At 61.7% G+C, this 22961-nt stretch carries 22 protein-coding genes; 9 read left to right on the top strand and 13 right to left on the bottom strand.

Going from position 1 to position 22961, the window contains the following annotated elements; translation table 11 throughout:
- Positions 1 to 34 precede the first annotated feature (34 nt).
- Positions 35 to 1222, top strand: a complete 1188-nt coding sequence (locus tag JH25_RS00605) for an MFS transporter (RefSeq protein ID WP_032880876.1) — start codon at positions 35 to 37, stop codon at positions 1220 to 1222.
- Here the strand turns inward: JH25_RS00605 and JH25_RS00610 are convergent.
- On the bottom strand, positions 1215 to 2036 hold the full coding sequence (locus JH25_RS00610) for an AraC family transcriptional regulator (RefSeq protein ID WP_032880875.1): 822 nt from the start codon (positions 2034 to 2036) through the stop codon (positions 1215 to 1217). The two genes, JH25_RS00605 and JH25_RS00610, sit on opposite strands and share 8 nt — an antisense overlap.
- 96 nt (positions 2037 to 2132) lie before the next feature.
- Here JH25_RS00610 and JH25_RS00615 point away from each other — a divergent pair, with 96 nt between their 5' ends.
- A complete protein-coding gene (locus JH25_RS00615; protein WP_032880874.1) occupies positions 2133 to 3344 on the top strand; it encodes an MFS transporter in 1212 nt (403 codons plus the stop codon).
- Between the two features lie 491 nt (positions 3345 to 3835).
- Here the strand turns inward: JH25_RS00615 and JH25_RS00620 are convergent, their stop codons facing one another.
- Positions 3836 to 4144 (bottom strand): DUF2834 domain-containing protein, encoded by a 309-nt coding sequence (locus JH25_RS00620; RefSeq protein WP_032880873.1) that lies wholly within the window; start codon positions 4142 to 4144, stop codon positions 3836 to 3838.
- Between the two features lie 110 nt (positions 4145 to 4254).
- Between JH25_RS00620 and JH25_RS00625 the strand changes: the two genes are divergently transcribed.
- A complete protein-coding gene (locus tag JH25_RS00625) occupies positions 4255 to 5964 on the top strand; it encodes an amidase (RefSeq protein WP_032880872.1) in 1710 nt (569 codons plus the stop codon).
- Between the two features lie 465 nt (positions 5965 to 6429).
- Here JH25_RS00625 and JH25_RS00630 read toward each other — a convergent pair whose 3' ends face one another.
- Positions 6430 to 6645 (bottom strand): DUF6434 domain-containing protein, encoded by a 216-nt coding sequence (locus JH25_RS00630; RefSeq protein WP_032880871.1) that lies wholly within the window; start codon positions 6643 to 6645, stop codon positions 6430 to 6432.
- A gap of 152 nt (positions 6646 to 6797) precedes the next feature.
- On the opposite strand from JH25_RS00630, the gene JH25_RS00635 reads away from it, so the two are divergent.
- Positions 6798 to 7223, top strand: coding sequence for a nuclear transport factor 2 family protein (locus tag JH25_RS00635; protein ID WP_032880870.1), 426 nt, complete (start codon positions 6798 to 6800; stop codon positions 7221 to 7223).
- A gap of 7 nt (positions 7224 to 7230) precedes the next feature.
- Here JH25_RS00635 and JH25_RS00640 read toward each other — a convergent pair whose 3' ends face one another.
- Complete coding sequence (locus JH25_RS00640; protein ID WP_032880869.1) at positions 7231 to 8556, bottom strand: aminotransferase-like domain-containing protein; 1326 nt, start codon at positions 8554 to 8556, stop codon at positions 7231 to 7233.
- An 87-nt stretch (positions 8557 to 8643) separates the two neighbouring features.
- Here JH25_RS00640 and JH25_RS00645 point away from each other — a divergent pair, with 87 nt between their 5' ends.
- The 3 genes from JH25_RS00645 to yghX are packed head-to-tail and all read left to right on the top strand — an operon-like array spanning position 8644 to position 11012.
- Positions 8644 to 9534 carry a DMT family transporter gene (locus JH25_RS00645; protein WP_032880867.1) on the top strand — a complete coding sequence of 297 codons (891 nt, stop codon included), beginning with the start codon at positions 8644 to 8646 and terminating at the stop codon, positions 9532 to 9534.
- Between the two features lie 51 nt (positions 9535 to 9585).
- Complete coding sequence (locus tag JH25_RS00650; RefSeq protein ID WP_032880865.1) at positions 9586 to 10080, top strand: PaaI family thioesterase; 495 nt, start codon at positions 9586 to 9588, stop codon at positions 10078 to 10080.
- Between the two features lie 44 nt (positions 10081 to 10124).
- Positions 10125 to 11012, top strand: coding sequence for a YghX family hydrolase (gene yghX / locus JH25_RS00655; protein WP_005787912.1), 888 nt, complete (start codon positions 10125 to 10127; stop codon positions 11010 to 11012).
- Between the two features lie 17 nt (positions 11013 to 11029).
- Here yghX and JH25_RS00660 read toward each other — a convergent pair whose 3' ends face one another.
- The gene (locus JH25_RS00660; protein WP_032880863.1) at positions 11030 to 11902 is read right to left on the bottom strand and encodes a LysR family transcriptional regulator; all 873 of its coding nucleotides are present in this window, start codon (positions 11900 to 11902) and stop codon (positions 11030 to 11032) included.
- 131 nt (positions 11903 to 12033) lie between these two features.
- Here JH25_RS00660 and ampC point away from each other — a divergent pair, with 131 nt between their 5' ends.
- The gene (gene ampC, locus JH25_RS00665; protein ID WP_032880862.1) at positions 12034 to 13173 is read left to right on the top strand and encodes a class C beta-lactamase; all 1140 of its coding nucleotides are present in this window, start codon (positions 12034 to 12036) and stop codon (positions 13171 to 13173) included.
- A gap of 45 nt (positions 13174 to 13218) precedes the next feature.
- Here the strand turns inward: ampC and dctM are convergent, their stop codons facing one another.
- The 8 genes from dctM to JH25_RS00705 all read right to left on the bottom strand — a co-directional run bounded on the left by dctM (position 13219) and on the right by JH25_RS00705 (position 21827).
- Positions 13219 to 14499 (bottom strand): C4-dicarboxylate TRAP transporter large permease protein DctM, encoded by a 1281-nt coding sequence (gene dctM, locus JH25_RS00670; protein WP_032880861.1) that lies wholly within the window; start codon positions 14497 to 14499, stop codon positions 13219 to 13221.
- Positions 14499 to 15131 carry a TRAP transporter small permease gene (locus JH25_RS00675; RefSeq protein WP_032880859.1) on the bottom strand — a complete coding sequence of 211 codons (633 nt, stop codon included), beginning with the start codon at positions 15129 to 15131 and terminating at the stop codon, positions 14499 to 14501. The genes dctM and JH25_RS00675 overlap by 1 nt, the downstream gene beginning before the upstream one ends.
- A 161-nt stretch (positions 15132 to 15292) precedes the next feature.
- Positions 15293 to 16276 (bottom strand): TRAP transporter substrate-binding protein, encoded by a 984-nt coding sequence (locus tag JH25_RS00680; RefSeq protein WP_032880858.1) that lies wholly within the window; start codon positions 16274 to 16276, stop codon positions 15293 to 15295.
- A 146-nt stretch (positions 16277 to 16422) separates the two neighbouring features.
- Positions 16423 to 17238, bottom strand: coding sequence for an HpcH/HpaI aldolase/citrate lyase family protein (locus JH25_RS00685; RefSeq protein WP_005787904.1), 816 nt, complete (start codon positions 17236 to 17238; stop codon positions 16423 to 16425).
- 14 nt (positions 17239 to 17252) lie between these two features.
- Complete coding sequence (locus tag JH25_RS00690; RefSeq protein WP_032880856.1) at positions 17253 to 18446, bottom strand: CaiB/BaiF CoA transferase family protein; 1194 nt, start codon at positions 18444 to 18446, stop codon at positions 17253 to 17255.
- Positions 18447 to 18456: 10 nt separating this feature from the next.
- A complete protein-coding gene (locus JH25_RS00695) occupies positions 18457 to 19806 on the bottom strand; it encodes an MmgE/PrpD family protein (RefSeq protein ID WP_032880855.1) in 1350 nt (449 codons plus the stop codon).
- A 10-nt stretch (positions 19807 to 19816) separates the two neighbouring features.
- Positions 19817 to 20980 carry an acyl-CoA dehydrogenase family protein gene (locus JH25_RS00700; RefSeq protein WP_032880853.1) on the bottom strand — a complete coding sequence of 388 codons (1164 nt, stop codon included), beginning with the start codon at positions 20978 to 20980 and terminating at the stop codon, positions 19817 to 19819.
- A gap of 28 nt (positions 20981 to 21008) precedes the next feature.
- The gene (locus tag JH25_RS00705; protein ID WP_032880852.1) at positions 21009 to 21827 is read right to left on the bottom strand and encodes an FAS1-like dehydratase domain-containing protein; all 819 of its coding nucleotides are present in this window, start codon (positions 21825 to 21827) and stop codon (positions 21009 to 21011) included.
- Between the two features lie 131 nt (positions 21828 to 21958).
- Between JH25_RS00705 and JH25_RS00710 the strand changes: the two genes are divergently transcribed.
- A complete protein-coding gene (locus JH25_RS00710; RefSeq protein ID WP_032880850.1) occupies positions 21959 to 22840 on the top strand; it encodes a LysR family transcriptional regulator in 882 nt (293 codons plus the stop codon).
- Positions 22841 to 22961 lie beyond the last annotated feature (121 nt).

Raw genomic sequence — 22961 nt, 5'->3', positions numbered from 1 at the left:
GCGCAGGCCATTGACGCATTAACGGGTTTACGCCATGTCTGATACACCTACCAAAAGCAGTTGGGGCGCAGTGCTGGCGATGTCGCTCGCCGCGTTCGCCCTGGTCGCCTCCGAATTCATGCCCGTCAGTCTGCTGACACCGTTGGCCGCCGACCTGCACATCACCGAAGGCCAGGCGGGCCAGGGCATTTCCGTATCCGGGGTGTTTGCCCTGCTCACCAGCCTGGTGATCGCCTCGATCGCTACACAGGTGGACCGCAAGCGCCTGTTGATGGCGTTGACGCTGCTGATGATTATCTCCGGCACCGTGGTAGCGTTCGCGCCCAATTACCTGGTGTTCATGCTCGGCCGAGCCTTGATTGGCGTGGCGATTGGTGGCTTCTGGTCATTGTCGGCGGCCACGGCGATGCGCCTGGTGCCGCAAGCGCAGATACCGCGGGCCCTTGCCATCGTCAACGGCGGCAACGCGCTGGCAACGGTGATCGCCGCGCCGCTGGGCAGCTTTCTGGGCGGGATCATCGGCTGGCGCGGTGCGTTCTTCTGCGTGGTGCCGGTCGCGGTGGTTGCACTGGTATGGCTGCTCGCCAGCCTGCCCGCGCTGAAAAACCAGGGTGAGGCGAAAACCGCCAATGCCTTGCGCCTGATGAAAAACCCCAAGGTGGCCTTGGGCATGTTCGCCGTCAGCGTGTTCTTCATGGGCCAGTTCATGTTGTTCACCTACCTGCGCCCGTTTCTGGAAAGCGTCACGCGGGTTGAGGTGTCTACGCTGTCGTTGATGCTGTTGGTGCTTGGCCTGGCAGGCCTGGCCGGTACGTTTTTGATTGAACGTTTCCTCAAGCACAACCTGTACCCGACACTGATTGCCATCCCGCTGATCATGGCAGGCCTCGCACTTGCGCTGGTGGAATGGGGCCATTCAACGATCATAACCACGCTATTGCTCGGCAGTTGGGGCCTGGTGGCAACCGCCGCACCTGTAGGCTGGTGGACGTGGCTGGCGCAAACCCTGCCCGATGACGCCGAAGCCGGCGGCGGATTGATGGTGGCTATCATCCAATTGGCGATTGCTGCCGGCGCCACCGTCGGCGGCGTGGCGTTCGACCTGAGCGGCTACCAGGCCACCTTTGAACTCAGTGCCGGCTTGCTGGTAGTCGCCACCCTGCTCGCCTGCCTGACGTCACGCCGTGCTGTGCAAGCTCGTGTTATCAGCGGTGCTACCTGAAAAAATGACTCGGCGTCTTGCCAAACTGTTTCTTGAACATGCTGGTAAAGGCGCTGGGGCTTTCGTAACCCAGTTCAAATGCCACGTCGATAATCTTCTGCCCTACCGCTATGCGCTCCAGCGCCAGCAGCAGCCGCGCCTGCTGGCGCCATTGGCCGAAGGTCATGCCGGTTTCCTTGCGAAACAGGCGCTGAATGGTGGTTTGATCCAGCCCAAGGCGCGCGCTCCAATCGGCGACGGTGGAGGCATCCCCCGGTTCGTCCTGCAACGCCAGGCAAATCTGGCTGAGGCGCGGGTCGGCAGGCTGCGGCAGGGACAGCGGCAAGTCCGGCAGGATCGCCAGTTCGTCGAGGATCAGGTGCATGATCCTGGTATCGCGTGAGTCCTCGGCATACGGCGGCTTCAGGCTGACCGAGGCCTTGATCAGTTCACTCAACAGCGGCGAAACCGTCACCGTCTTCGGCTCGGCTGGCAGGTTCGGGAAGCTGTCCGGGCGCACGAACACGCTGCGCATCTTCAACGTGCCCACGCATCGTAGCGAATGGACTTGCCCGCACGGCATCCAGAAGCCACGGTTGGGTGGCACCGTCCATTGATTCAGCGCCGAATACACCACCATCACCCCGCCAATGGCATAGAGCAGTTGATGCTTGTTGTGGCTGTGTTCCGGGATCACCCAGTTTTCCGGATAATCGGTGGCCGAGCTGATGACGGCCCAATCGCCTTCATCGATCTCTTGGAGAAATTTGTCTAGGGATTTGATTGTTTCGCCCTTTTTGCGATGGTTTATGCCCGAATTTCGCGAGACAGGCATTTTCTTCGAATTTAGCATAGCTTTCGAAACAATTAGAAATGGCTGCCAGCTAAAGTACTGTCTGCCCCTGTTCGCTGCCTTGTATGGAATGCCCGCATGTCGAGCCTCACCGCGACACCCGCCGCTGCCACCACGACACCCCAGGTAAGCCCTCTGGTCATGCGCGTCCTCGGCGCCTGCGCCCTGGCGCATATGATCAATGACCTGATCCAGGCCGTGCTGCCGTCGATCTACCCGATGCTCAAGGCCAACTACGGCCTGAGCTTCACCCAGGTCGGCCTGATCACCCTGACCTTCCAGTTGACCGCCTCCCTGCTGCAACCGTGGATCGGCTATCACACCGACCGCCACCCCAAGCCTTGGCTGTTGCCGGCGGGCATGGTGTGCACCTTGATCGGTATTTTGATGCTGGCGTTTGTCGGCAACTTCCCGGCGATTCTGCTCGCGGCGGGGCTGGTGGGTGTCGGCTCGTCGACCTTCCACCCGGAAACCTCGCGGGTCGCACGCCTGGCGTCCGGTGGGCGCTATGGCCTGGCGCAGTCGACCTTCCAGGTCGGCGGCAACACCGGCAGCGCGTTCGGCCCTTTGCTGGCGGCAGCGATCATCATTCCCTACGGCCAGCCCCATATCGCCTGGTTCGGCCTGTTTGCGGTGTTCGCGATCCTGGTGCTGTATGGCTTGAGTCGCTGGTACCGTCACCATCTCAATCTGTTCAAGCTCAAACAGGGCAGCCAGGCGACCCATGGCTTGTCCAAAGGCCGCGTGACTTTCGCCCTGGTGGTTCTGGCCGTGCTGGTGTTCTCCAAGTATTGGTACATGACCAGCCTGACCAGCTACTTCACCTTCTACCTGATTGAAAAATTCCAGCTGTCGGTGGCCAGCTCGCAGATGTACCTGTTCCTGTTCCTTGGCGCGGTGGCGGTCGGCACCTTCGCCGGGGGCCCGATCGGCGACAAGATCGGCCGCAAGAAAGTCATCTGGTTCTCGATCCTCGGCGCCGCGCCGTTCACCCTCGCCCTGCCCTACGTCGACCTGTTCTGGACCGCCGTACTCAGCGTGGTCATCGGTTTCATCATCGCCTCGGCGTTCTCGGCCATTGTGGTGTTTGCCCAGGAACTGGTGCCGGGCAACGTGGGCATGATCGCTGGGATATTCTTCGGCCTGATGTTCGGTTTCAGCGGGATTGGCGCGGCGTTGCTGGGGTTGCTTGCCGATAACCACGGGATCGAATACGTCTACAAACTGTGCTCGTTCTTGCCGTTGGTGGGCATCTTGACGGTACTGCTGCCTTCGACCAAAGGCGTTTGAACGAAGGCAGGTGAGTATTTACCTGATCAAACTGTGGGAGGGACTTGCGCCCGGTAAGCATAGGTATCTTCACAACTTTGGTGCGACGCCGAAACTGTGGGAGGGGGCTTGCTCCCGATGGCGGCCTCAGGGCCGATCAGGATGCTGGGTCAGACCGAGTACATATCCGTTATTTGGGTAACGGCCACTATTGGTCCCGCTCTTACAGCGGCTCACTTTTGAAAAGCGCAAAATTAAGCAAAACGCTCTTGCCCCACCACTCGGCACCTCGCTTAGGCTCGGTGTGCCCGTAATCCGACAGGTATTTGGGGGGCCGCCGCCACGCGCCATCCATGGCGCGGGGCGGCTAAACCGGCATCCCTGCCGGTTTACCCCCCAAATCCCTGTCGAATTACGGCCAGCGTGGTTTGACGGGGCGCCTAAGATCAAAAGCAGATCAAGATCAAGAGCGGCTCGCTTCGCATCGTGGTTACTGTCGTTGGCGTCTACCGTCAGGTGCGTCGCGAAAACCCATTAACGACGATATACAGCAGCGGCCCTACCGACACGAACACCACCGTCAACAGGAAATACGGGATCAACGACGCCACGGAGCGCCCTCGTCCGCGCGCGTCCCGGTACATCCACACACACGCCAGCACCGCCATCAAATACAGGTCAATCACCACCTGTGCGGTATCAGGCCGCGACATCAGCTCGCGTCCAAATGCCAGCAGTGATTGCTCGGCCGTGAGCATCGTCGCCGCCGTGTAGAGGGTAAATCCCAGCAGGGCAACCAGAGCAATATAGGGTCTGTGCATGGTCTCTTCCTTGAAGCGCAATGGTAGTCATCGCGGCCACCTTAGCTGGTTTTGTGAAATATCTGTACGTAGACTGCCGCCATCCCCCCACGTGAAGGCGGCGAAAAAACGTGATGCAAGTTACTGAAGTCTCCATTGCCCAATTGCGCGCTGCGCTTGAAGCCGGGCAGACCACGGCCGTTGAACTGGTCCAGGCATACCTGGCACGGATCGATGCCTACGATGGCCCGCAGACAGCTACGGCGCTGAACGCCGTGGTGGTGCGCAACCCTGACGCCCTGAAAGAAGCCGAGGCGTCGGATGCGCGCCGCGCCAAGGGCCAGACCCTGGGACCGCTGGAGGGTATTCCCTACACGGCCAAGGACAGTTACCTGGTCAAAGGTCTGACGGCCGCATCCGGCAGCCCGGCGTTTGCCAAACTGGTGGCCCAGCGCGATGCCTTCACCATTGAGCGTCTGCGTGCCGGTGGCGCGATCTGCCTGGGCAAGACCAACATGCCGCCGATGGCCAATGGCGGTATGCAGCGTGGCGTGTATGGCCGCGCCGAAAGCCCTTACAACGCCGACTACCTGACCGCGCCATTTGCGTCCGGTTCTTCCAACGGCGCGGGCACTGCCACCGCCGCCAGCTTTGCAGCGTTTGGCCTGGCTGAAGAAACCTGGTCGAGTGGCCGCGGCCCGGCCTCCAACAATGGTTTGTGTGCCTACACGCCTTCCCGTGGGGTGATTTCGGTACGCGGCAATTGGCCATTGACCCCGACGATGGACGTCGTGGTGCCATATGCGCGCACCATGGCCGACCTGTTGGAAGTGCTCGACGTCGTGGTGGCCGAAGACCCCGACAAGCGCGGCGACCTGTGGCGCCTGCAACCCTGGGTGCCGATCCCCAGCGTCACCTCGGTGCGCCCGACCTCATACGCCGCACTGGCCACCAGCAGCGAAAGCCTTGCCGGCAAGCGCTTTGGCGTGCCGCGCATGTACATCAATGCCGACCCCGACGCCGGCACCAGCGAAAAACCCGGTATCGGCGGGCCCACCGGGCAAAGGATCAATACCCGCGCCACGGTGATCGAGTTGTGGCAAGCCGCCCGCCAGGCGCTGGAGGCCGCCGGCGCCGAAGTGATCGAGGTGGATTTCCCGCTGGTATCCAACTGCGAAGGCGACCGCCCCGGCGCGCCAACGGTGTTTACCCGTGGCCTGGTGTCCAAGGAGTTCCTCCACGACGAACTGTGGGAGCTGTCTGCCTGGGCCTTCGATGACTTCCTGCGCGCCAACAACGATCCGGCGCTCAACCGCCTGGCGGATGTGGACGGACCAAAGATCTTCCCCCACGACCCCGGCACCCTGCCCAACCGTGAAGACGACCTCGCCGCCGGCATGGATGAATACGTGCGCATGGCCCAACGCGGCATCACACCGTGGGACCAGATCGGTACCGTGCCCGATGGCCTGCGTGGCCTGGAAGCAACCCGACGCCTGGATCTGGAAGACTGGATGGACAACCTCGGCCTCGACGCCGTGCTGTTCCCGACCGTAGCCGATGTAGGCCCGGCCGATGCCGACGTGAACGAAGCGTCTGCCGACATCGCCTGGAGCAACGGCGTGTGGGTGGCCAACGGTAACCTCGCGATTCGCCACCTGGGCGTGCCCACCGTCACCGTGCCGATGGGCGTGATGGCGGATATCGGTATGCCGGTGGGGCTGACGTTTGCCGGACGTGCTTATGATGATTCGGCGCTGCTGCGCTTTGCCGCAGCGTTTGAAGCCACCGGCAGCAAACGCGTGATCCCTCCGCGCACACCGCCGCTGCCCAGCGAATAAACGCAATTCAAATATGGGAGGGTATCTACACAACTTTGCAGTCGCCAACAGTAACCACGATGCGAAGCGAGCCGCTCTTGATCTTGCTCTTGATCTGCTTTTGATCTGAGGCGCCCCGTTAAACCACGCTGGCCGGAATTCGACAGGGATTTGGGGGGTAAACCGGCAGGGATGCCGGTTTAGCCGCCACGCGCCATGGATGGCGCGTGGCGGCGGCCCCCCAAATCCATGTCGGATTACGGGCACACCGAGCCGAAGCGAGGTGCCGAGTGGTGGGGCAAGAGCGTTTGGGTTACTTTTGCGCTTTTCAAAAGTGACCCGCTGTAAAAGCGGAACCAATAGTGGTCGTTACCGCAGCAATGGATATGTACTCGGCCTGATCCAACATCCTGGTCGGCCCTGAGGCCGCCATCGGGAGCAAGCCCCCTCCCACATTTTGCTGTATTTGCAATCAAGCACCGTGGCTTAGGGCAGCGTCACCTCGCGACGCTGCCACTCGTCCACCACATCACCCATAGTCTTGGGGACGCCATTGAGAATCCACGCCATAAAGGGGCGGTTGAACTTGAACGTCGGCCCGCACTGTTCACGCATGAAACGGCGCACGTTCTGAGTGTTTTTATAGCCTGGGGTCACCGGTGTCCCACGGGTGAGAGGGTCGCTGTGCCAGTCAAAAGCCATTTTTACCTCGGCTATGGGGTGGTGGTTACCACTCTAACCTCGAATCATTTCAGACCACCTCAAAATTTCACTTTCCTTCCCTGCCGAAATTATTGCATGGTTGTACGACGACATACCTCGTCGTATCCACCCAACAAAAACAAGGAACACCCATGCCCAACCTCAAAGTGCTGATCGGCTTCCTGTGCCTGTTTTCCGGCTACGTCGCCGCCGCCCCTGCTGAAAAGGAAGTGGCCCAGGCAGTCGACCAACTGACCCAAGCCATGTTGCACCTGGACGTCAAGCAACTGCACGCGCTGACATCCGACACGCTCACCTACGGCCACTCCAGCGGCAAAGTGCAGAACAAGGCGCAATTTATCGCCGACCTGCAAACCCACACCAGCGCCTTCAAGACTCTGGAAATGCAGAACCAGACCATCACACTTAATGGCGATACCGCCCTGGTGCGCAACCACTTCCATGCCTTGGCGGTGAACAGTGGCGTGGACACGCCAACCGATATCGACAACTTCCAGGTCTGGCAGAAGCAACACGGCAAGTGGTTGCTGATCGGGCGCCAGGCTTACAAATACTGAGGGCAGCTCACCACGCCACCACTTTGCGTATCGTCTCCAGGGCCCCACGCAACTGCGCCATCGGCACCGACCCCAGGGCCACGCGCAGTGCGTGGGGCACCTGGGCCGAGACTGCGAACGGTTCGGCGGTGGACACGCAAATGCCTTCGCGCTGCAAGGTCATGGCGACTTGATCGGCACGAGCCTCTTCTGCCAATGGCAGCCACAGAAAATACGATGACGGATGGCTGACATACCGCACGCCCATCAGCACTTGGGCTGCCAATGCCTGGCGGGCTTGAGCATCCGCGCGTTTTTGCGCTTCCAGTTGCGCCACCGTACCGTCTTCGAGCCAGGCCACTGCAATCGCACTCATCACGCCTGGCACGCTCCAAGTGGTGGCCATGATCGTACGTTCCAACCTGCTCACCCAAGCTGAAGGCGCCGCGATAAACCCTATGCGCAAACCGGCGGCGACATTCTTGGACAGCCCACCCACATACACCGTGCGCTCCGGGGCCAGTGCCGCCAACGGCGCAGGTGCATCTTCGGCGAGAAACGCATAGGCGCCATCCTCGACGATCATCAGGTTGTGCTGCCGGGCAATCGCCACCAAACGCTCGCGCTGCTCCAGGCTCAGTACCCAGCCCAGCGGGTTATGCAGGGTTGGCATGCTGTATACCGCACGTACCGGGCGCTGGCGACACAGGCTATGCAGATGGTCCAGGTCCGGGCCGGCCGTGGTCACCGGGATGGCGACGATTTCCAGGTGCAGGGTTTCGGCCAGCGCCTTGAAGCCCGGATAAGTCAGCGCATCCACCGCGATCACATCCCCAGGCTTGAGCAACGTCATCAGGGTCACCGCCAAGCCGTGCTGGGCGCCGCTGACCACCAGTACCTGCTCGGCGGCCACCGTGAGTCCTCGATTCAACAAGTGCCGGGCCATGGCGGCGCGCTCATGCACGCGCCCTGCATGGGGCTGGTAACGCAGCAGTGCCTCCAGATCGCCCGACAACGCCAACTGGCGCAACGCCGTGCGCAACAGCTCGGCCTGCCCAGGCAAGGACGGGTAGTTGAAATTCAGGTCGAGCAGGCCCGGCGCCACCGTCATCTGCCCGCTGCCCTGCCCCGGCGGCAAGGTGATTTCACGCACGAAGGTACCGCGACCGGTCTCGCCACTGACCAGGCCCATGGCTTCCAACTCGCTGTACACCCGGCTCGCGGTGACCAGTGCCAAGCCATGCTCAGCGGCCAACTGACGATGGGTGGGCAAGCGCGCGCCGGCAGGCATCTGCCCACTGCGGATGGCCTCGGCGAAGGTATCGACCAGCAATTTGTAGCGCGCACGGGGCATCGGGATGTATCCATGACAATTTTTTGATTGTCCTAATCTTCAGCCCTAGGATGAGCCGCACGCAACCCCACTTTCGGACATACCGCCATGGAACGCATCGCCCGCTTCGGCACCCTGGATGTCAGCACTCAGGGTTGGATCAACGGTTTTATCGGCGTGGTGATTTTCAGCGGATCGCTGCCGGCCACGCGCCTGGCGGTCATGGAGTTCGACCCGGTGTTCCTGACCATGATCCGCGCCACCCTCGCCGCCCTGCTGGGGGGCTGCCTGTTGTGGCTATTCAAGGAAAAACGCCCCACCCGTCAGCAATGGGCTCCCTTGGTGATCGTCGCTCTGGGCGTGGTGATCGGCTTCCCACTGCTCACAGCCCTGGCCCTGCAATACGTGACCTCGGCTCACTCAATCGTCTTCATCGGCCTACTGCCCCTGGCCACGGCGGTATTTGGCGTGCTGCGTGGCGGCGAGCGACCCAAGCCAGTGTTCTGGTTGTTTTCCATCCTGGGCAGCCTGTTGGTGATGGGTTACGCCTTTGCCCAAGGCTTGAGCGCCGCCCCTGCAGGCGACTTGTTGATGCTGTTGGCGGTGCTGGTCTGCGGCCTGGGTTATGCCGAAGGCGCCAAGCTGTCGCGCAGCCTGGGCGGCTGGCAGGTGATTTGTTGGGCGCTGGTGGTGTCGCTGCCGCTGGTGGCACCGTTGAGCCTGCTGCTGGCGCCTTCGACCCTCAGCGGCATTAGCCTGCCGGCGTGGCTGAGCCTGGGGTACGTGGCGCTGTTCAGCATGTTGATCGGCTTTGTGTTCTGGTACCGCGGCCTGGCCCAGGGCGGCATTGCCGCAGTCGGCCAGTTGCAGCTGCTGCAACCTTTCTTCGGCCTGGCGCTGGCCGCGGGCCTGCTGCATGAGCAGGTCAGCCTGGGCATGGTGCTGGTGACGTTCGCGGTGATCGGCTGCGTGGCCGGGGCGAAGAAGTTTGCCCGCTGACGCGTGGCCTGCTAAACAGGGAAGTCGCCTGAACAATAACAAGGACTTTGCATGACCACCGCTTCTCTCCAAGACATCACCGCTCCAGAAGGCATCTGCTACGGCTGCGGCAGCAGCAACCCCCATGGCCTGCATATCAAGAGCCGCTGGGCCGAAGATGGCGTACACGTGGTCGCCGAGCATCAACCCGAAGCCAGATACAGCGGCTGGCCAGACCTGGTCTACGGCGGCCTGATCGCCATGCTGGTGGATTGCCATTCCAACTGGACCGCCATGGCCTACCACTACCGCGCCGAACAGCGCGAACCCGGCAGCCTGCCGCGCATCGACTGCGTCACCGGCAACTTGGGGATCAAATTCATCAAGCCCACACCGATGGGCGTGCCGCTGACCCTGCGCGCACGGGTCGAAGGCGACATCGGGCGCAAAAGCCGCGTGGTCTGCGAGGTGTATGCCGGTGACGTGCTCACGGCCATCGGCGATTCAGTTTTCGTACGCGTCGACACCGGGCAATTGGCCGCGGCCGCCCATGGTCGCGAGGCGTGATCCTGGTCTACAGTGACTGCAACCGCTGATCGAGGACTGCACCCATGCCCCGTCTTACCGCCAAGGACTTTGCTCCCGAACTGCTGGAACTCTACGACGGCTACGCCCACGGCAAGATCAACCGCCGCGAGTTTCTCGACCGTGCCGCGCTGTTCACCTTGGGCGGCCTCACCGCCTCGGCGCTGCTGGCAGCCCTGAGCCCCAACTACGCCCTGGCCGAACAGGTCAAATTCACCGATCCGGATATCGTCGCCGACTACATCACCTACCCTTCGCCCAAGGGCAACGGCACGGTGCGCGGCTACCTGGTGCGCCCGTCCAAGGCTGCGGCAAAACTGCCCGCCGTGGTGGTGGTGCATGAAAACCGTGGCCTGAACCCCTATATCGAAGACGTGGCCCGGCGCCTGGCCAAAGCCGGCTTCATTGCCCTGGCACCCGATGGCCTGACGTCCGTGGGCGGCTACCCCGGCAACGATGAAAAAGGCGTGGCGCTGCAACAGACTGTCGACCCGACCAAACTGATGAACGACTTCTTCGCCGCCATCGAATGGCTGATGCACCACGACAGCAGTACCGGCAAAGTCGGCATCACCGGCTTCTGTTACGGCGGCGGCGTGACCAATGCGGCGGCGGTGGCCTACCCGGAACTGGGCGCTGCGGTGTCGTTCTACGGGCGCCAACCCGAGGCCAAAGACGTGCCGCGCATCAAGGCACCGATCATGTTGCATTTCGGGGAACTGGATACGCGGATCAATGAGGGTTGGCCGGCGTATGAGCAGGCGTTGAAAGCTGCGGGCACGACGTATGAGGCTTACATCTACCAAGGCGCCAACCACGGTTTTCACAATGACTCAACGCCGCGGTATGACGAGGCAGCAGCCAACCTGGCCTGGGAGCGCACCCTGGGCTGGTTCCGCAAATACCTCGCCTAGCCGCCCCTCCCACATTCTTATTCAATACACGTCTGCAACCACCCCTTGAACGCCGACATCGCGGGTGTCTCGTTGCGTGACTGCAAACGGGTCAACCAATAACTGCCGGTCGTGATCCCCACATCGAACGGCTGGCGGATCACATCGCTTTCCAACTGGCGTGAAAACATCAACGCTGGCGCCAGGGCCACACCGCTGCCTTGCAGGGCGGCCTCCATCATCGCCAGCGAAGAGTCGAACACGATACTGCGCGGCACCAGGGTGTCTGCCGGCAACCCGGCAGCCTGCAACCAAAGGCTCCACTCATCGGCACGGTAAGAGCGCAGCAAGGTGTGCTTCAACACGTCGGCCGGGCTGTGCAATTGCTCGGCAATCTGCGGCACGCACAACACCGTCAGCGGGGCTTCCAGCAAAGGGCAGGCCTCGGTGCCATGCCAGGCGCCTGCGCCAAACCGAATGGCGTAATCCAAGCCCTCGGCAGCGACATCAACGCGGTTGTTGTGGGTGGACAGGCGCAAATCAATAAACGGATAGCGGCTGTGGAAATCCGCCAAACGAGGCAATAGCCAGCCCACTGCGAAGGTGCCGACCGCGCCCACTGTCAGCACCTCGCGGTAGTGACCGCCCTCGAACTGGCCCAGGGTGTGGGCAATGCGGTCGAAGGCTTCACGCAACACCGGCAGCAGGGTTTCGCCTTCGCGAGTGAGCATCAGGCCGCGTGGCAGGCGCTTGAACAGCGTGACATTGAGCTGCGCTTCGAGGCTTTTGACTTGATGGCTGACTGCGGCTTGGGTCACGCATAGCTCGATGGCCGCGCGGGTAAAGCTCAAATGGCGCGCCGAGGCTTCAAAAGCGCGCAGGGCATTGAGGGGCAGATGGGAACGCAACAAGGCTTACCCCAATTTTTCTAATGGCTGGTGCGAGATATCATCGTTTGCTCCGGGTATAAAATCCACCTAGATTTGCCACGCCTGCGCAGGCTCTGATCATCATTGCCACTTTTACATGGAAGCGAATCACCATGAAATATCAGCCAAAGTACCTGGTTTCAGCTTTGCTGCTCGTATCCGGCGGCTGTATGGCCGCCACCGATATACGCCAGGTCGTGGACAGCAACGTCAAACCCTTGATGCAACAGCAAGGCATCCCCGGCCTTGCAGTCGCGGTGGTGAACCAGGGCAAGGTGCAATACTTTAATTACGGCGTAGCCGCCAAGGACACCCAGGCCGCGGTCACTCAAAACACGCTGTTCGAAATCGGCTCGGTAAGTAAAACCTTCACCGCTACCCTTGGTGGTTATGCCCAGGCCATCGGCAAGCTCAAGCTGTCGGACACAGCCAGCCAGTACTTGCCGTCCCTGGCCGGCAGCGCGTTCGATCGCATCAGCCTGCTGCAACTGGCGACCTATACCCCTGGCGGCTTGCCGCTGCAATTTCCGGATGCAGCCGACAGTGCATCGACCATGCTGGGCTACTTCCAGCATTGGAAGCCGACTTACGCTGCGGGTGAACAACGCTTGTACTCCAACCCCAGCATCGGCCTGTTCGGCTACCTGACCGCGCAAAGCCTGGGCCAGCCGTTCAACGTTGCCATGGAGAAGACGCTGCTGCCCAAGCTAGGGTTGACCAACACGTATGTCAGCGTGCGCACGGACAAAGCCAGCCAATATGCCCAAGGCTATGACAAGCAGCAAAAACCTGTGCGCGTCAGCCCCGGCGCGCTGGACAGTGAAGCCTACGGGCTCAAGACCACCAGCCAGGACCTCGCCCGCTATGTCATTGCGAACATGCACCCGCAAACCCTGGAACAGCCCGTGCAACAGGCCATCGCCGCCACCCACGCTGGCTACTACACCGTGAACGGCATGACCCAGGGCCTGGGCTGGGAGCGCTACCCCTACCCCATCACCCTGCAAGCGTTGATCGACGGTAACTCAACACCGATGGCAATGGAGCCGCACAAGGTCACCTGGCTCAACCCGGCCCAGGCGCAGCCGGCCAACGTGTTGTACAACAAGACCGGCTCTACCGGTGGCTTTGGTGCGTATGTGGCGTATGTGCCGAGCAAGGATATGGGCGTGGTGATTCTGGCCAACAAGAACTACCCGAATGCCGAGCGGGTAAAAGTGGCCCATGCGATCTTGAGTGCGATGGATCAGTAAGGCCGAAACAATCAACAAATGTGGGAGGGGGCAATCCCTCCCACCTTACATCCCCAGCCAATGCGGCAGCGCAAGGGAAATGAATGGCAAGTAAGTCACCATGATCAGGAACACCAGCAAAATCATCAGCCACGGCATCGCCGCGCGAATGGTCTGCCCCAATGTCAGCCCGGTCACCGCCGAGGTCACGAACAGGTTCAGTCCCACCGGCGGATGAACCAGGCCGATTTCCATATTCACCACCATCACGATCCCCAGATGAATCGGGTCAATCCCGAGCTTCATCGCGATCGGGAAGAAGATCGGCGCCAGGATCAGCACGATGGCCGAAGGCTCCATAAAGCTGCCGGCAATCAGCAGCACCACGTTGACCATGATCAGAAAACCAATCGGCGTCAGCCCTTCGGAGATCACCCACGCAGTGATTTCCTGGGGGATCTGCTCCGTGGTCAGCACATGGGCAAACAGCATGGCGTTGGCGATGATGAACATCAGCATGATCGACAAGCGCCCCGACTCCAGCAGCACCTTGGGGCAGTCGCGCAGCGTCATGTCCTTGTAGATGAACAGCGCGACAAACGCCGAGTACACCGCCGCCACCGCTGCGGCTTCAGTCGGGGTGAACATGCCGCTGTAGATACCGCCGAGGATGATCACCAACAGCAACAGGCCCCAGAACGCCCGGCGTGCGCAACTGAGCCACTCGCGGAACGTCGCCCGTGGTTGCGCGGGTAGCTTCTTGATACGCGCGACGATGTAGATCGCGATCATCAACATCAGGCCCAGCAACAGTCCCGGGATCACCCCAGCCATGAACAGCTTGCCCACTGAGGTTTCGGTCGCCGCCGAATACACCACCATCACAATCGAAGGCGGAATCAGGATACCCAAGGTCCCGGCGTTGCAGATGATCCCCGCACCAAACTCCTTCGGATAACCGGAACGCACCATGCCTGCCACGGCAATCGAGCCCACCGCTGCCACCGTGGCCGGTGACGAGCCGGACAGCGCGGCAAACAACATGCAGGCCAGCACCGCCGCAATCGCCAGACCGCCACGGATATGACCGACACAGGCATTGGCAAAGTCGATCAGCCGCTGAGCCACGCCACCAGTGGTCATAAAGGCACCGGACAGCAGGAAGAACGGGATCGCCAGGAAGGTGTAGGCATCGCTGGTTTCAAACAGCTTGATCGCCAGGGAGCTCACCGAGTCCTGGCTGAACATCAGGATCGACACCGCGCCGGACAGCCCGAGGGAAATCGCAATCGGCACGCCAAGGAACATGAACACGAACAACAGCAGAAACAGACAGAGCACGGCCATCAATGACGCTCCTCATGGCTGCCGGCCAACTTGCTGGCCTCCCCGGCCTCATCGGCCAATCCCAACCCGACCTGGCGGTGGGTAAAAATGCGGTAGAAAATTTCCAGGTAGCGAATCAATACCAAGGCAAAACCGATAGGCACGATCACCACGATGTCACCGACGTCGATACCGAACTGGTCAAGGTCCTCGGCACCGATATGTGCGGTCATTACCGCACTCACCCACTTGTAGCTGGCGACCATGAAAAGGCCGGCGTAGGCCAGGCAGCACAGGCAGGCGAGCATCCCGAGCAAGCGTTGTACCGGGCGTTTGGTCAACCTGACCAGCGCGTCCACGCCCAGGTGGCCGGCGGTGCGTACTCCGTAGGAAATGCCGAAGAAAATCAACCAGCCGAACATGGCCTTGGTCAGCGCCACGCTCCAGGTCATGTCCTGGGCCCAGGTCATGGTGGCGTCGCCTACCGCGTTGAAGAAGTCGCTGCTCAAGGCCCACTTGTCGGCCAGGGAAAAGAACAGGGTGTAGATGTTATTGAGCATGACGTAGACGAATGTCACCAGGGTCATGGCGGCCAGCAGGAAGGCAATAAAGCCTTCCTCCAGGTGCTCCCAGACGCGCCTTAGCGTTTGCATGGCAAAACCTCGCGAGGCAAATGAAATACCAGGGTGGAACTTGCCCAAATGTAGGAGGGGGCTTGCTCCCGATAGCAATGTGTCAGCTTGCAGATCTGTCTCTGATCCACCGCTATCGGGAGCAAGCCGCCTCCCACATTGGATCTCAGTACACCCTGGGATTATTGGTTGGAAGCGTCCGCTGCCTTGATCAGCTCAGCCCCGATCTGGCCTTCGAACTTCTGCCAAACCGGGCGCATGGCTTCGCGCCAGAGCGTGCGTTGCTCGGGGGTCAGTTCGATGATCTCGCTGGTCTTGGCATCGATGATCTTCTGCCTGGCCGACTGGTTCAGCGCTTCGGCCTGCTTGTTCACCTCGACAGTGACTTCGGCCATGATCTGCTCCAGCGTGCTGCGCACATCCGGCGCCAGGCCGTTCCAGAACTTGGCGTTGGTGATCACCATGTAGTCGATCAGGCCATGGTTGGACTCGGTGAAATACTTCTGCACCTCGTTGACCTTCTGGCTTTCATAGTTCGACCAGGTGTTCTCAGTGCCATTCACGGTGCCGGTCTGCAAGCCCTGGTAAACCTCGGCAAAGCTCATCTTGCGCGGGTTGGCGCGGATCGCCTTGAACTGCTCTTCAAGCACGCTGGAGGCTTGCACGCGAAACTTCAGGCCACGGGCGTCCTTGGGTTCGTGCAGGGCCTTGTTGGCGGAGAGTTGCTTGAGGCCGTTGTGCCAATAGGCCAGGCCGAGAATGTTCTTGTCCTGCATTGCAGTCAGCAGTTGCTTGCCCTGGGCGGCCTGGAAACGGTCGACGGCAGCCAGGTCGTTGAACAGGAACGGCAGGTCGTAGATCTGCACCTGTTTGGTGTACTGCTCGAACTTGGCCAGGGACGGCGCCAGCATCTGCACGTCACCCAACAGCAACGCTTCCATTTCCTTGCCATCGCCGAACAGCGACGAGTTGGGGTACACCTCGACCTTGACCTTGCCGGCCAGGCGTTCTTCGGCGAGCTTCTTGAACAGCAGCGCGCCCTGGCCTTTGGGCGTGTTCTCGGCCACCACGTGGGCGAACTTGATCACAATCGGGTTAGCCGCCTGGGCCAGGCCCGCGGCGAACAAGGTGGCGGCGCACAGCAGCGCCCGAGAGAGCTTGAGCATGGGAAATCACCTTCTTATTGTTGTGTTGTAAGGCAAAGTGCCTGATGTGCTGCATATTGAGAATTTCGAATTTTAGATACCTGCGTTCGGCCTGGCCGAACACCAACCTCAAGGAGCATGTCGATCCTGTGGGAAGGCTTATCCAGTCAGGGTTGGGCAGCCAGCAGTCTTTGTGCCCGCAGCAACACCGGCGCATCCACCATCTGCCCATCAATCTGATAGGCCCCTGCCCCATGGGCACTCGCCTCCACTACCCGCTTGGCCCAGGCCAGTTCTTCGGCGCTGGGCGCCAACGCCTGGTGAATCACCGGCACCTGCTTGGGATGAATACACAACGCCCCGGCAAAGCCCATTTCATAGGCGTGCCGGATCGAACTGCGCAGGCCCTCAGGGTCGTCGATGGCCGGATGTACGCCGTCCAGCGGTGCCACCAGATCGGCGGCGCGGGAATGCACGATCAGTGACAGGCGCGCCTGGTCGAGGGCAAACTCAGCAGCGCGGGAATGGCTGCTCAGGTTCAGATCCAGGGCCAGGTCCAAGCCACCGAACGACAGCCGCTCTACCAGCGGAGCATGGGCAATCTCGGCCACCGCCAACAAGCCGCGAGCGCTTTCGATGATCGGCCAGATGGGTTTGCCGGTGGCAGCCACTACGGCGACCTGGGCTGCGCTCTCGACCTTGGGGAGCAGCACACCCGCGACATTTGCATGAGCCTTGCAAAACGCCACATCCTCAAAATGCTCGACGTGTTCCGGCGCATTGATGCGCACCCACACCTGGGCCTCGGGGTGGGCCTGCAGGAACATCCCCAGGTTGCCCCGGGCCTGGCGCTTGAGCGGCTCTTCCACGGCGTCTTCAAAATCCACAATCACTGCGTCGGCGCCGCTGGCCAAGGCTTTGGCGAACCGCTCCGGGCGGCTGCCCGGCACAAACAACGCTGAACGAACTAAAGGCTTTGGCATCGCACACTTCCTGATCAGATAACGCCGCGCGCACGCAGGCTGTCGATGGCTTCACCGGAATAACCCAGCTGGTCGAGAATGCCCTGGCTGTGTTGCCCCAGCGCCGGCACACCATCCATGCGCGGGGTAAACGCGGCGTTACGCGCCGGTGGCAGCAACGAGGGCAACGGCCCGGCCGGGCTGTCGACTTCACGCCAACTGTCGCGGGCCTTGAGTTGAGGGTGGGCCCATACACCTTGCATATCGTTGACTCGCGCGCTGGCGATCTGCGCATCCTCCAGACGCTGAATCACCGCCTCGGCGTCCAACCGGGCAAAGCTGTCCACGATAATCTGGCGCAGCGCCTCGCGGTTGGCCGAACGCTTGAAGTTGGCGCTGAAACGTTCGTCCGTCGCCAGCGCCGGGGTGAACAGTACCTTGTCGCAGAACGCCGCCCACTCGCGCTCATTCTGCAACCCGAGCATCACCGTGCCGCCATCACCGGTGGGAAACGGCCCATAGGGGTAAATCGTCGAATGTGCCGCGCCCGCACGCGGGGGCGGCGGCGCGCCGTCGAAGGCGTAATACATCGGGTAGCCCATCCACTCCACCAGGCTTTCCAACATGCTCACATCGATACGGCTGCCCTTACCGGTCGTGCCCCGCAGCAGCAACGCCGAAAGAATGCCGCTGTAGGCATACATGCCCGCGGAGATATCCGCGATGGAGCAGCCGGCCTTGGCCATCTGCTCATCACCCGGGCCGCCAGTCACCGACAGGAAGCCGCCTTCGCTCTGGATCAGCAGGTCGTAGGCTTTCTTTTTCTCGTAGGGCCCGCCTTCGCCATAGCCGGAAATATCGCAGACGATCAGCCTTGGAAAACGTTGATGCAGTACCTCGAACGACAAGCCCATGCGCGCCGCCGCGCCGGGTGCAAGGTTTTGCACCAGCACATCGGCATCGGCCAGCAGCGCTTCAAGGATGGCGCCCGCCTCGTCCTGCTTGAGGTCCAGGGTCAGGCTTTCCTTTGAACGGTTGGTCCAGACGAAATGCGATGCCAGGCCGCGCACGCGTTCGTCATAGCCCCGGGCAAAGTCACCGGCACCGGGGCGCTCGACCTTGATCACGCGGGCGCCGAGATCGGCCAATTGGCGGGTACAGAATGGTGCGGCAATCGCGTGTTCCAGGCTGACAACCGTGATGCCGTCCAGCGGTCGTTGATTACTCATGACAAATCCCTCAAAGCCAATGGGCCATGGACGCGGTGTTACGCAGGTTCCATACCTGCTCGATCAGGCCACTGGCCTGGGCGGGGGTACGGGCGCCGCTGAAGTGAGTCAGGCGCTGGAACTTATCCGCCAGTTCGGCGCGGCTCAAGGTGTTGCCCGGGTCGCCCTTGGGCTCGTCGATGGCACCGTGCAGCGTGCGCCCGTCAGTGGTGGTGACGATGACACGGCCCAGCCAGCGTTGCGGATAGGCACTATCGACCTCGGGGTCGAGGGTCATGCTGACCTTGTCGCGAAAGGCCGCGACCGCAGGGTCGGTCAACGCCAGCTGATGGAACTCGGGCAACCCTGCTTTGCCATGCACCGCGATCAGGCCAAGCACGGTGCCCATGGAGAATTTGGCCTGGTGCACGGTGGCCGGCACCGTCACCCGGCCGAGCACATCGATGGCGCCTTGATGCACGCGGGTTTCCACTCGGGAGATTTGCGCCGCGCTCAAGCCTTCACGCTGCATCACGTCCAGTAGCGCATCCGCAGCGGGATGGGTGTGGCGGCAGGAGGCGTGGAACTTGAACGAGGTTTCCACCAGCGCCCAGCGGCTACCCAAATCAGCGGACAACTTGCTCGGCTCTGAATCACTCGACATGCCCGCCGCCAAGCCTTGATCGCCTTCAAGGATATTGCGCGCACCGGACAATCCATCGGCCGTCAGGTAAGCCGCCAGCAAGCCATCCGCTGCGGCTTTGGCGGTGTGCAGTTGCTTGGAGTCGGCGGCATCGCGCAAGAACTCCCACAGCCCTGCCGCTTGAGTGCCGGCACTGCCGAGCAGGTTGATGAACTGTTCCTGGTTGAAATCGAGCAATTTGCCCACGGCGACCGCCGCCGCCAGGGTGCCGACGGTGGCCGTGGTGTGGAAGATGCGGTAGTGCGAGCGGCCCAGGAACTCGCCGATGCGAATCCCGGCTTCATAACCGGCCACCGCAGCCAGCAGCAGATCGCGACCCGATTTGCCCAGGTCCTGGGCGGCCGCCAGCGCGGCTGGAAACACCACCGTGGCCGGGTGCAGCACCGAACTGTTGTGCAGGTCATCCTGCTCCACCAGGTGCGACGATGCCGCATTGACCAGTGCCGCGAAATACGCGCTGCTGCTGGCGCCGCTGACGATCACCTGGGCCGGGCCGCTGCTCGGCCCCATCTTCTGCGCATAGCGCTCGAACAGGGGAATCGGGTGTGCGCCCTGGCTGGCCAGCGCCGAGGCGAGCCAATCCAGATACAGCTCCTCGATGCGATCCAGTACGTGCTCGGGCAACTGCGAGTAGGTCAGATCAGCGAGGAATTGGCACAGGGCTTGGGTATGACGCATGCTCAGGCCCTCAGAAACTGCGTGGCAGTTCGAGCAGATGCTCGGCCACGTAGGACAGGATCAGGTTGGTGGAAATCGGCGCCACCTGGTACAAGCGCGTCTCGCGGAATTTGCGTTCCACGTCGTATTCGCAGGCAAAACCAAAGCCACCGTGGGTTTGCAGGCAAGCGTTGGCTGCTTCCCACGACGCCTTGGCCGCCAGGTACTTGGCCATGTTGGCGCTGGCCCCGGCGTTCTTGCCGCTGTCGTATTCCTCGCAGGCACGCCAGCGCATCAAGTCGGCCGCTTCGATCTCGATATGCGCTTCGGCAATCGGGAATTGCACGCCCTGGTTCTGCCCGATTGGCCGGCCGAACACCACGCGGTCGCGAGCATAGGCGCTGGCCTTTTCGATAAACCAGCGGCCGTCGCCGATGCACTCGGCGGCAATCAATGTGCGCTCGGCATTCAGGCCATCGAGGATGTATTTGAAGCCCTTGCCCTCTTCGCCAATCAGGCTGTCGGCCGGCAGTTCCAGGTTGTCGAAGAACAGCTCGTTGGTCTCATGGTTGACCATATTGGCGATGGGCTGCACGGTCAGACCGTTACCGATGGCCTCGCGCAGGTCGACCAGGAAGATCGACATGCCTTCGGACTTTTTCTTCACCTCGGCCAAGGGTGTAGTGCGCGCCAGCAGGATCATCAGGTCGGAATGCTGCACTCGCGAGATCCAGACTTTCTGGCCGTTGATCACGTACTTGTCGCCGCGTTTGATCGCGGTGGTCTTGATCTTGGTGGTGTCAGTGCCCGTGGTGGGCTCGGTGACGCCCATTGATTGCAGGCGCAGTTCACCGCTGGCCAGCTTGGGCAGGTAGAAGCGCTTTTGCGCCGCGCTGCCGTGACGCAACAGGGTGAACATGTTGTACATCTGGCCATGCACGGTGCCGGAGTTACCGCCGCAACGGTTGACCTCTTCGAGGATCACCGACGCTTCGGCCAGGCCCAGGCCGGAACCGCCGTACTCTTCGGGGATCATTGCCGACAGCCAGCCGGCAGCGGTCAGGGCCTTGACGAAGGCTTCGGGGAAGCCTTTGTCTTCGTCGATCCTGCGCCAGTAGGCGGCATCGAACTCGGCGCACAAGGCGCGCACGCCTTCGCGGATGGCATTGAGTTCTTCGTTGTCATTGGGGTTCATGCGCGGCTCTCCGCCTGTTGTTCTTGGGTTATTCGAAATGCACCTGGGCGGTCTGCGCCAGACCTTCAGCGTTGCCGGCCCAAAGTTCTGCGACGCCGGTTGCGCTGATGCGCCCGCCTACTTCAAACGGCTGCGGTGCAATCAACGGGCGCACGCCGCGATAGATGAAACGGCGCAGCGTGGCTTCAGGGTGCGCCCGGCAGAACGCGCGCAGGCTCAAGGTAGCGATCAGTGGGCCATGCACCACCAAGCCGCTGTAGCCTTCAGTGGCGGTGACATAGGGATAGTCGTAATGGATGCGGTGGCCGTTGAAGGTCACGGCGCTGTAGCGGAACAACAGGGTTGGTGTCGGTTCCACCGCTTCTGTCCATTCGCCCCGGACCAGGGCATCGCCGCTGCCGGGTTTGGGCGGCGTGGGCTCGCGATAGACGATGTCCTGTTCCTCGCGGATCGCCAGGCGCCCGGCCTGGGAATAGTCGTGGCGCACCGTGACAAACAACAGCGAACCGGTGCGACCGGTCTTTTCTTCGACCTGAGTGATGGTCGACACGCGGGTCGCCGCCTCGCCGGCTCGCAGCGGGTGCACAAACTCGATACGCCCACCGGCCCACATGCGATTACGGTTATCGGCCGGTGGCAAGAACCCGCCGCGAGCCGGGTGGCCATCGCTGCCCAGGGCCGACTCCGGCAGCGGGTCCTGGAAAAAGCACCATTGCCACAATGCGGGTACGGCTGCACCGTCGGCAGGCACCCCTTCACCGAACGTGGCGGCGATGCGCTTGAGCAGGTTATGGCTCAGGTGATCGTGGGCAGTCTCGCTTCGGCCGATCCAATCAGTGGCGCTCATCGGGTGCAGATCCTCAGGCAGTGGGTGTCTGCTGCCGATCATGCAAGGGCCTGCCCGTTCTGAGAATTTGCATTTCAATAAACCAGCGTTCGGTTATGCTGAACGCTGCCACCCTGTACCGGGAGTCTTGCATGCACTTTGATCTCGCCGACCTGCGCCTGTTTATCCATATCGCCGAATCCCCCAGCCTGACCCAGGGCGCCAAGCGCGCGTTTCTGTCGCCGGCCGCCGCGAGTGCGCGAATCAAGGCCCTGGAAGGTCAGCTCGACACCCGCCTGTTGTACCGCGACAGCCGTGGCGTGGAGATCACCCCGGCGGGCGAGCGCCTGTTGCACCATGCGCGATTGATCATGCGTCAGGTGGACTACCTGAAAAGCGAGTTCACCCAATACGGCGTGGACTCAGCCGGGCATATCCGCATCTTCGCCAACACCACGGCGGTCACCGAGTTCTTGCCGGAAGTGCTGGCGGGCTTTTTGTCCCAGCGCCCAGGCGTGACCGTCGACCTGCAGGAGCGCCTGTCTCGGGACATCGTGCGCGGCGTACTCGATGGCACCAGCGACATGGGCATTATTGCCGGTCCCGTGGAAGCTGCTGGCTTGCAGGTGCTGCATTTCAGTACGGATGAATTGGTGCTGATGGTGCCCGTCGGGCATCCCTTGGCCGATCAGCCTTCGGTCACCCTCGAACAAACCCTCGCCTACCAGCATATCGGCCTGCATGAAGGCAGCACGCTGCTGAGTTTCCTGCGCGAACACGTCGAGCGCCTGGGCAAGCAGTTGTCGCTGCGCATCCAGGTGTCGAGCTTCGAGGCGATCTGCCGGATGGTCGAGGCCGGCGTGGGCATCGGGATCATTCCCGAGTCCGCCGCCCAGCGCCACAGCCGCACCATGCAGTTGGTGACGGTGAAGCTGGACGAGCCTTGGGCGATTCGCGAGCGCAGCATTCTGGTGCGCGAGTTGGAGGCATTGCCGGGGACCATTCGGGCACTGATCGCCACATTGATGCCCTGATCCTGTAGGCGCGAGCAAGTTCGCTCCTACAGTTGGCCGTTAACAGTCTTTGACAGTTTCCCGACAAAGCACTCAAAGATTCTCAGCCCCCGCCGCCCTAGCATTTCAGCATCCAAATCAT

The sequence above is a fragment of the Pseudomonas sp. BRG-100 genome (assembly GCF_000737955.1).
GTDB lineage: Bacteria > Pseudomonadota > Gammaproteobacteria > Pseudomonadales > Pseudomonadaceae > Aquipseudomonas > Aquipseudomonas synxantha_A.
This window is presented reverse-complemented; position numbering and strand designations above follow the sequence as displayed.

Coding starts and splice junctions, on each gene's coding strand:
- JH25_RS00610 (WP_032880875.1), bottom strand. CDS start 2,036: ATGCCTGTCTCGCGAAATTCGGGCATAAACCATCGCAAAAAGGGCGAA.
- JH25_RS00645 (WP_032880867.1), top strand. CDS start 8,644: ATGGAACGCATCGCCCGCTTCGGCACCCTGGATGTCAGCACTCAGGGT.
- JH25_RS00605 (WP_032880876.1), top strand. CDS start 35: ATGTCTGATACACCTACCAAAAGCAGTTGGGGCGCAGTGCTGGCGATG.
- JH25_RS00630 (WP_032880871.1), bottom strand. CDS start 6,645: ATGGCTTTTGACTGGCACAGCGACCCTCTCACCCGTGGGACACCGGTG.
- JH25_RS00700 (WP_032880853.1), bottom strand. CDS start 20,980: ATGAACCCCAATGACAACGAAGAACTCAATGCCATCCGCGAAGGCGTG.
- JH25_RS00680 (WP_032880858.1), bottom strand. CDS start 16,276: ATGCTCAAGCTCTCTCGGGCGCTGCTGTGCGCCGCCACCTTGTTCGCC.
- ampC (WP_032880862.1), top strand. CDS start 12,034: ATGAAATATCAGCCAAAGTACCTGGTTTCAGCTTTGCTGCTCGTATCC.
- JH25_RS00640 (WP_032880869.1), bottom strand. CDS start 8,556: ATGCCCCGTGCGCGCTACAAATTGCTGGTCGATACCTTCGCCGAGGCC.
- JH25_RS00650 (WP_032880865.1), top strand. CDS start 9,586: ATGACCACCGCTTCTCTCCAAGACATCACCGCTCCAGAAGGCATCTGC.
- JH25_RS00635 (WP_032880870.1), top strand. CDS start 6,798: ATGCCCAACCTCAAAGTGCTGATCGGCTTCCTGTGCCTGTTTTCCGGC.
- JH25_RS00685 (WP_005787904.1), bottom strand. CDS start 17,238: ATGCCAAAGCCTTTAGTTCGTTCAGCGTTGTTTGTGCCGGGCAGCCGC.
- yghX (WP_005787912.1), top strand. CDS start 10,125: ATGCCCCGTCTTACCGCCAAGGACTTTGCTCCCGAACTGCTGGAACTC.
- JH25_RS00695 (WP_032880855.1), bottom strand. CDS start 19,806: ATGCGTCATACCCAAGCCCTGTGCCAATTCCTCGCTGATCTGACCTAC.
- JH25_RS00675 (WP_032880859.1), bottom strand. CDS start 15,131: ATGCAAACGCTAAGGCGCGTCTGGGAGCACCTGGAGGAAGGCTTTATT.
- JH25_RS00690 (WP_032880856.1), bottom strand. CDS start 18,446: ATGAGTAATCAACGACCGCTGGACGGCATCACGGTTGTCAGCCTGGAA.
- JH25_RS00615 (WP_032880874.1), top strand. CDS start 2,133: ATGTCGAGCCTCACCGCGACACCCGCCGCTGCCACCACGACACCCCAG.
- JH25_RS00705 (WP_032880852.1), bottom strand. CDS start 21,827: ATGAGCGCCACTGATTGGATCGGCCGAAGCGAGACTGCCCACGATCAC.
- JH25_RS00710 (WP_032880850.1), top strand. CDS start 21,959: ATGCACTTTGATCTCGCCGACCTGCGCCTGTTTATCCATATCGCCGAA.
- dctM (WP_032880861.1), bottom strand. CDS start 14,499: ATGGCCGTGCTCTGTCTGTTTCTGCTGTTGTTCGTGTTCATGTTCCTT.
- JH25_RS00620 (WP_032880873.1), bottom strand. CDS start 4,144: ATGCACAGACCCTATATTGCTCTGGTTGCCCTGCTGGGATTTACCCTC.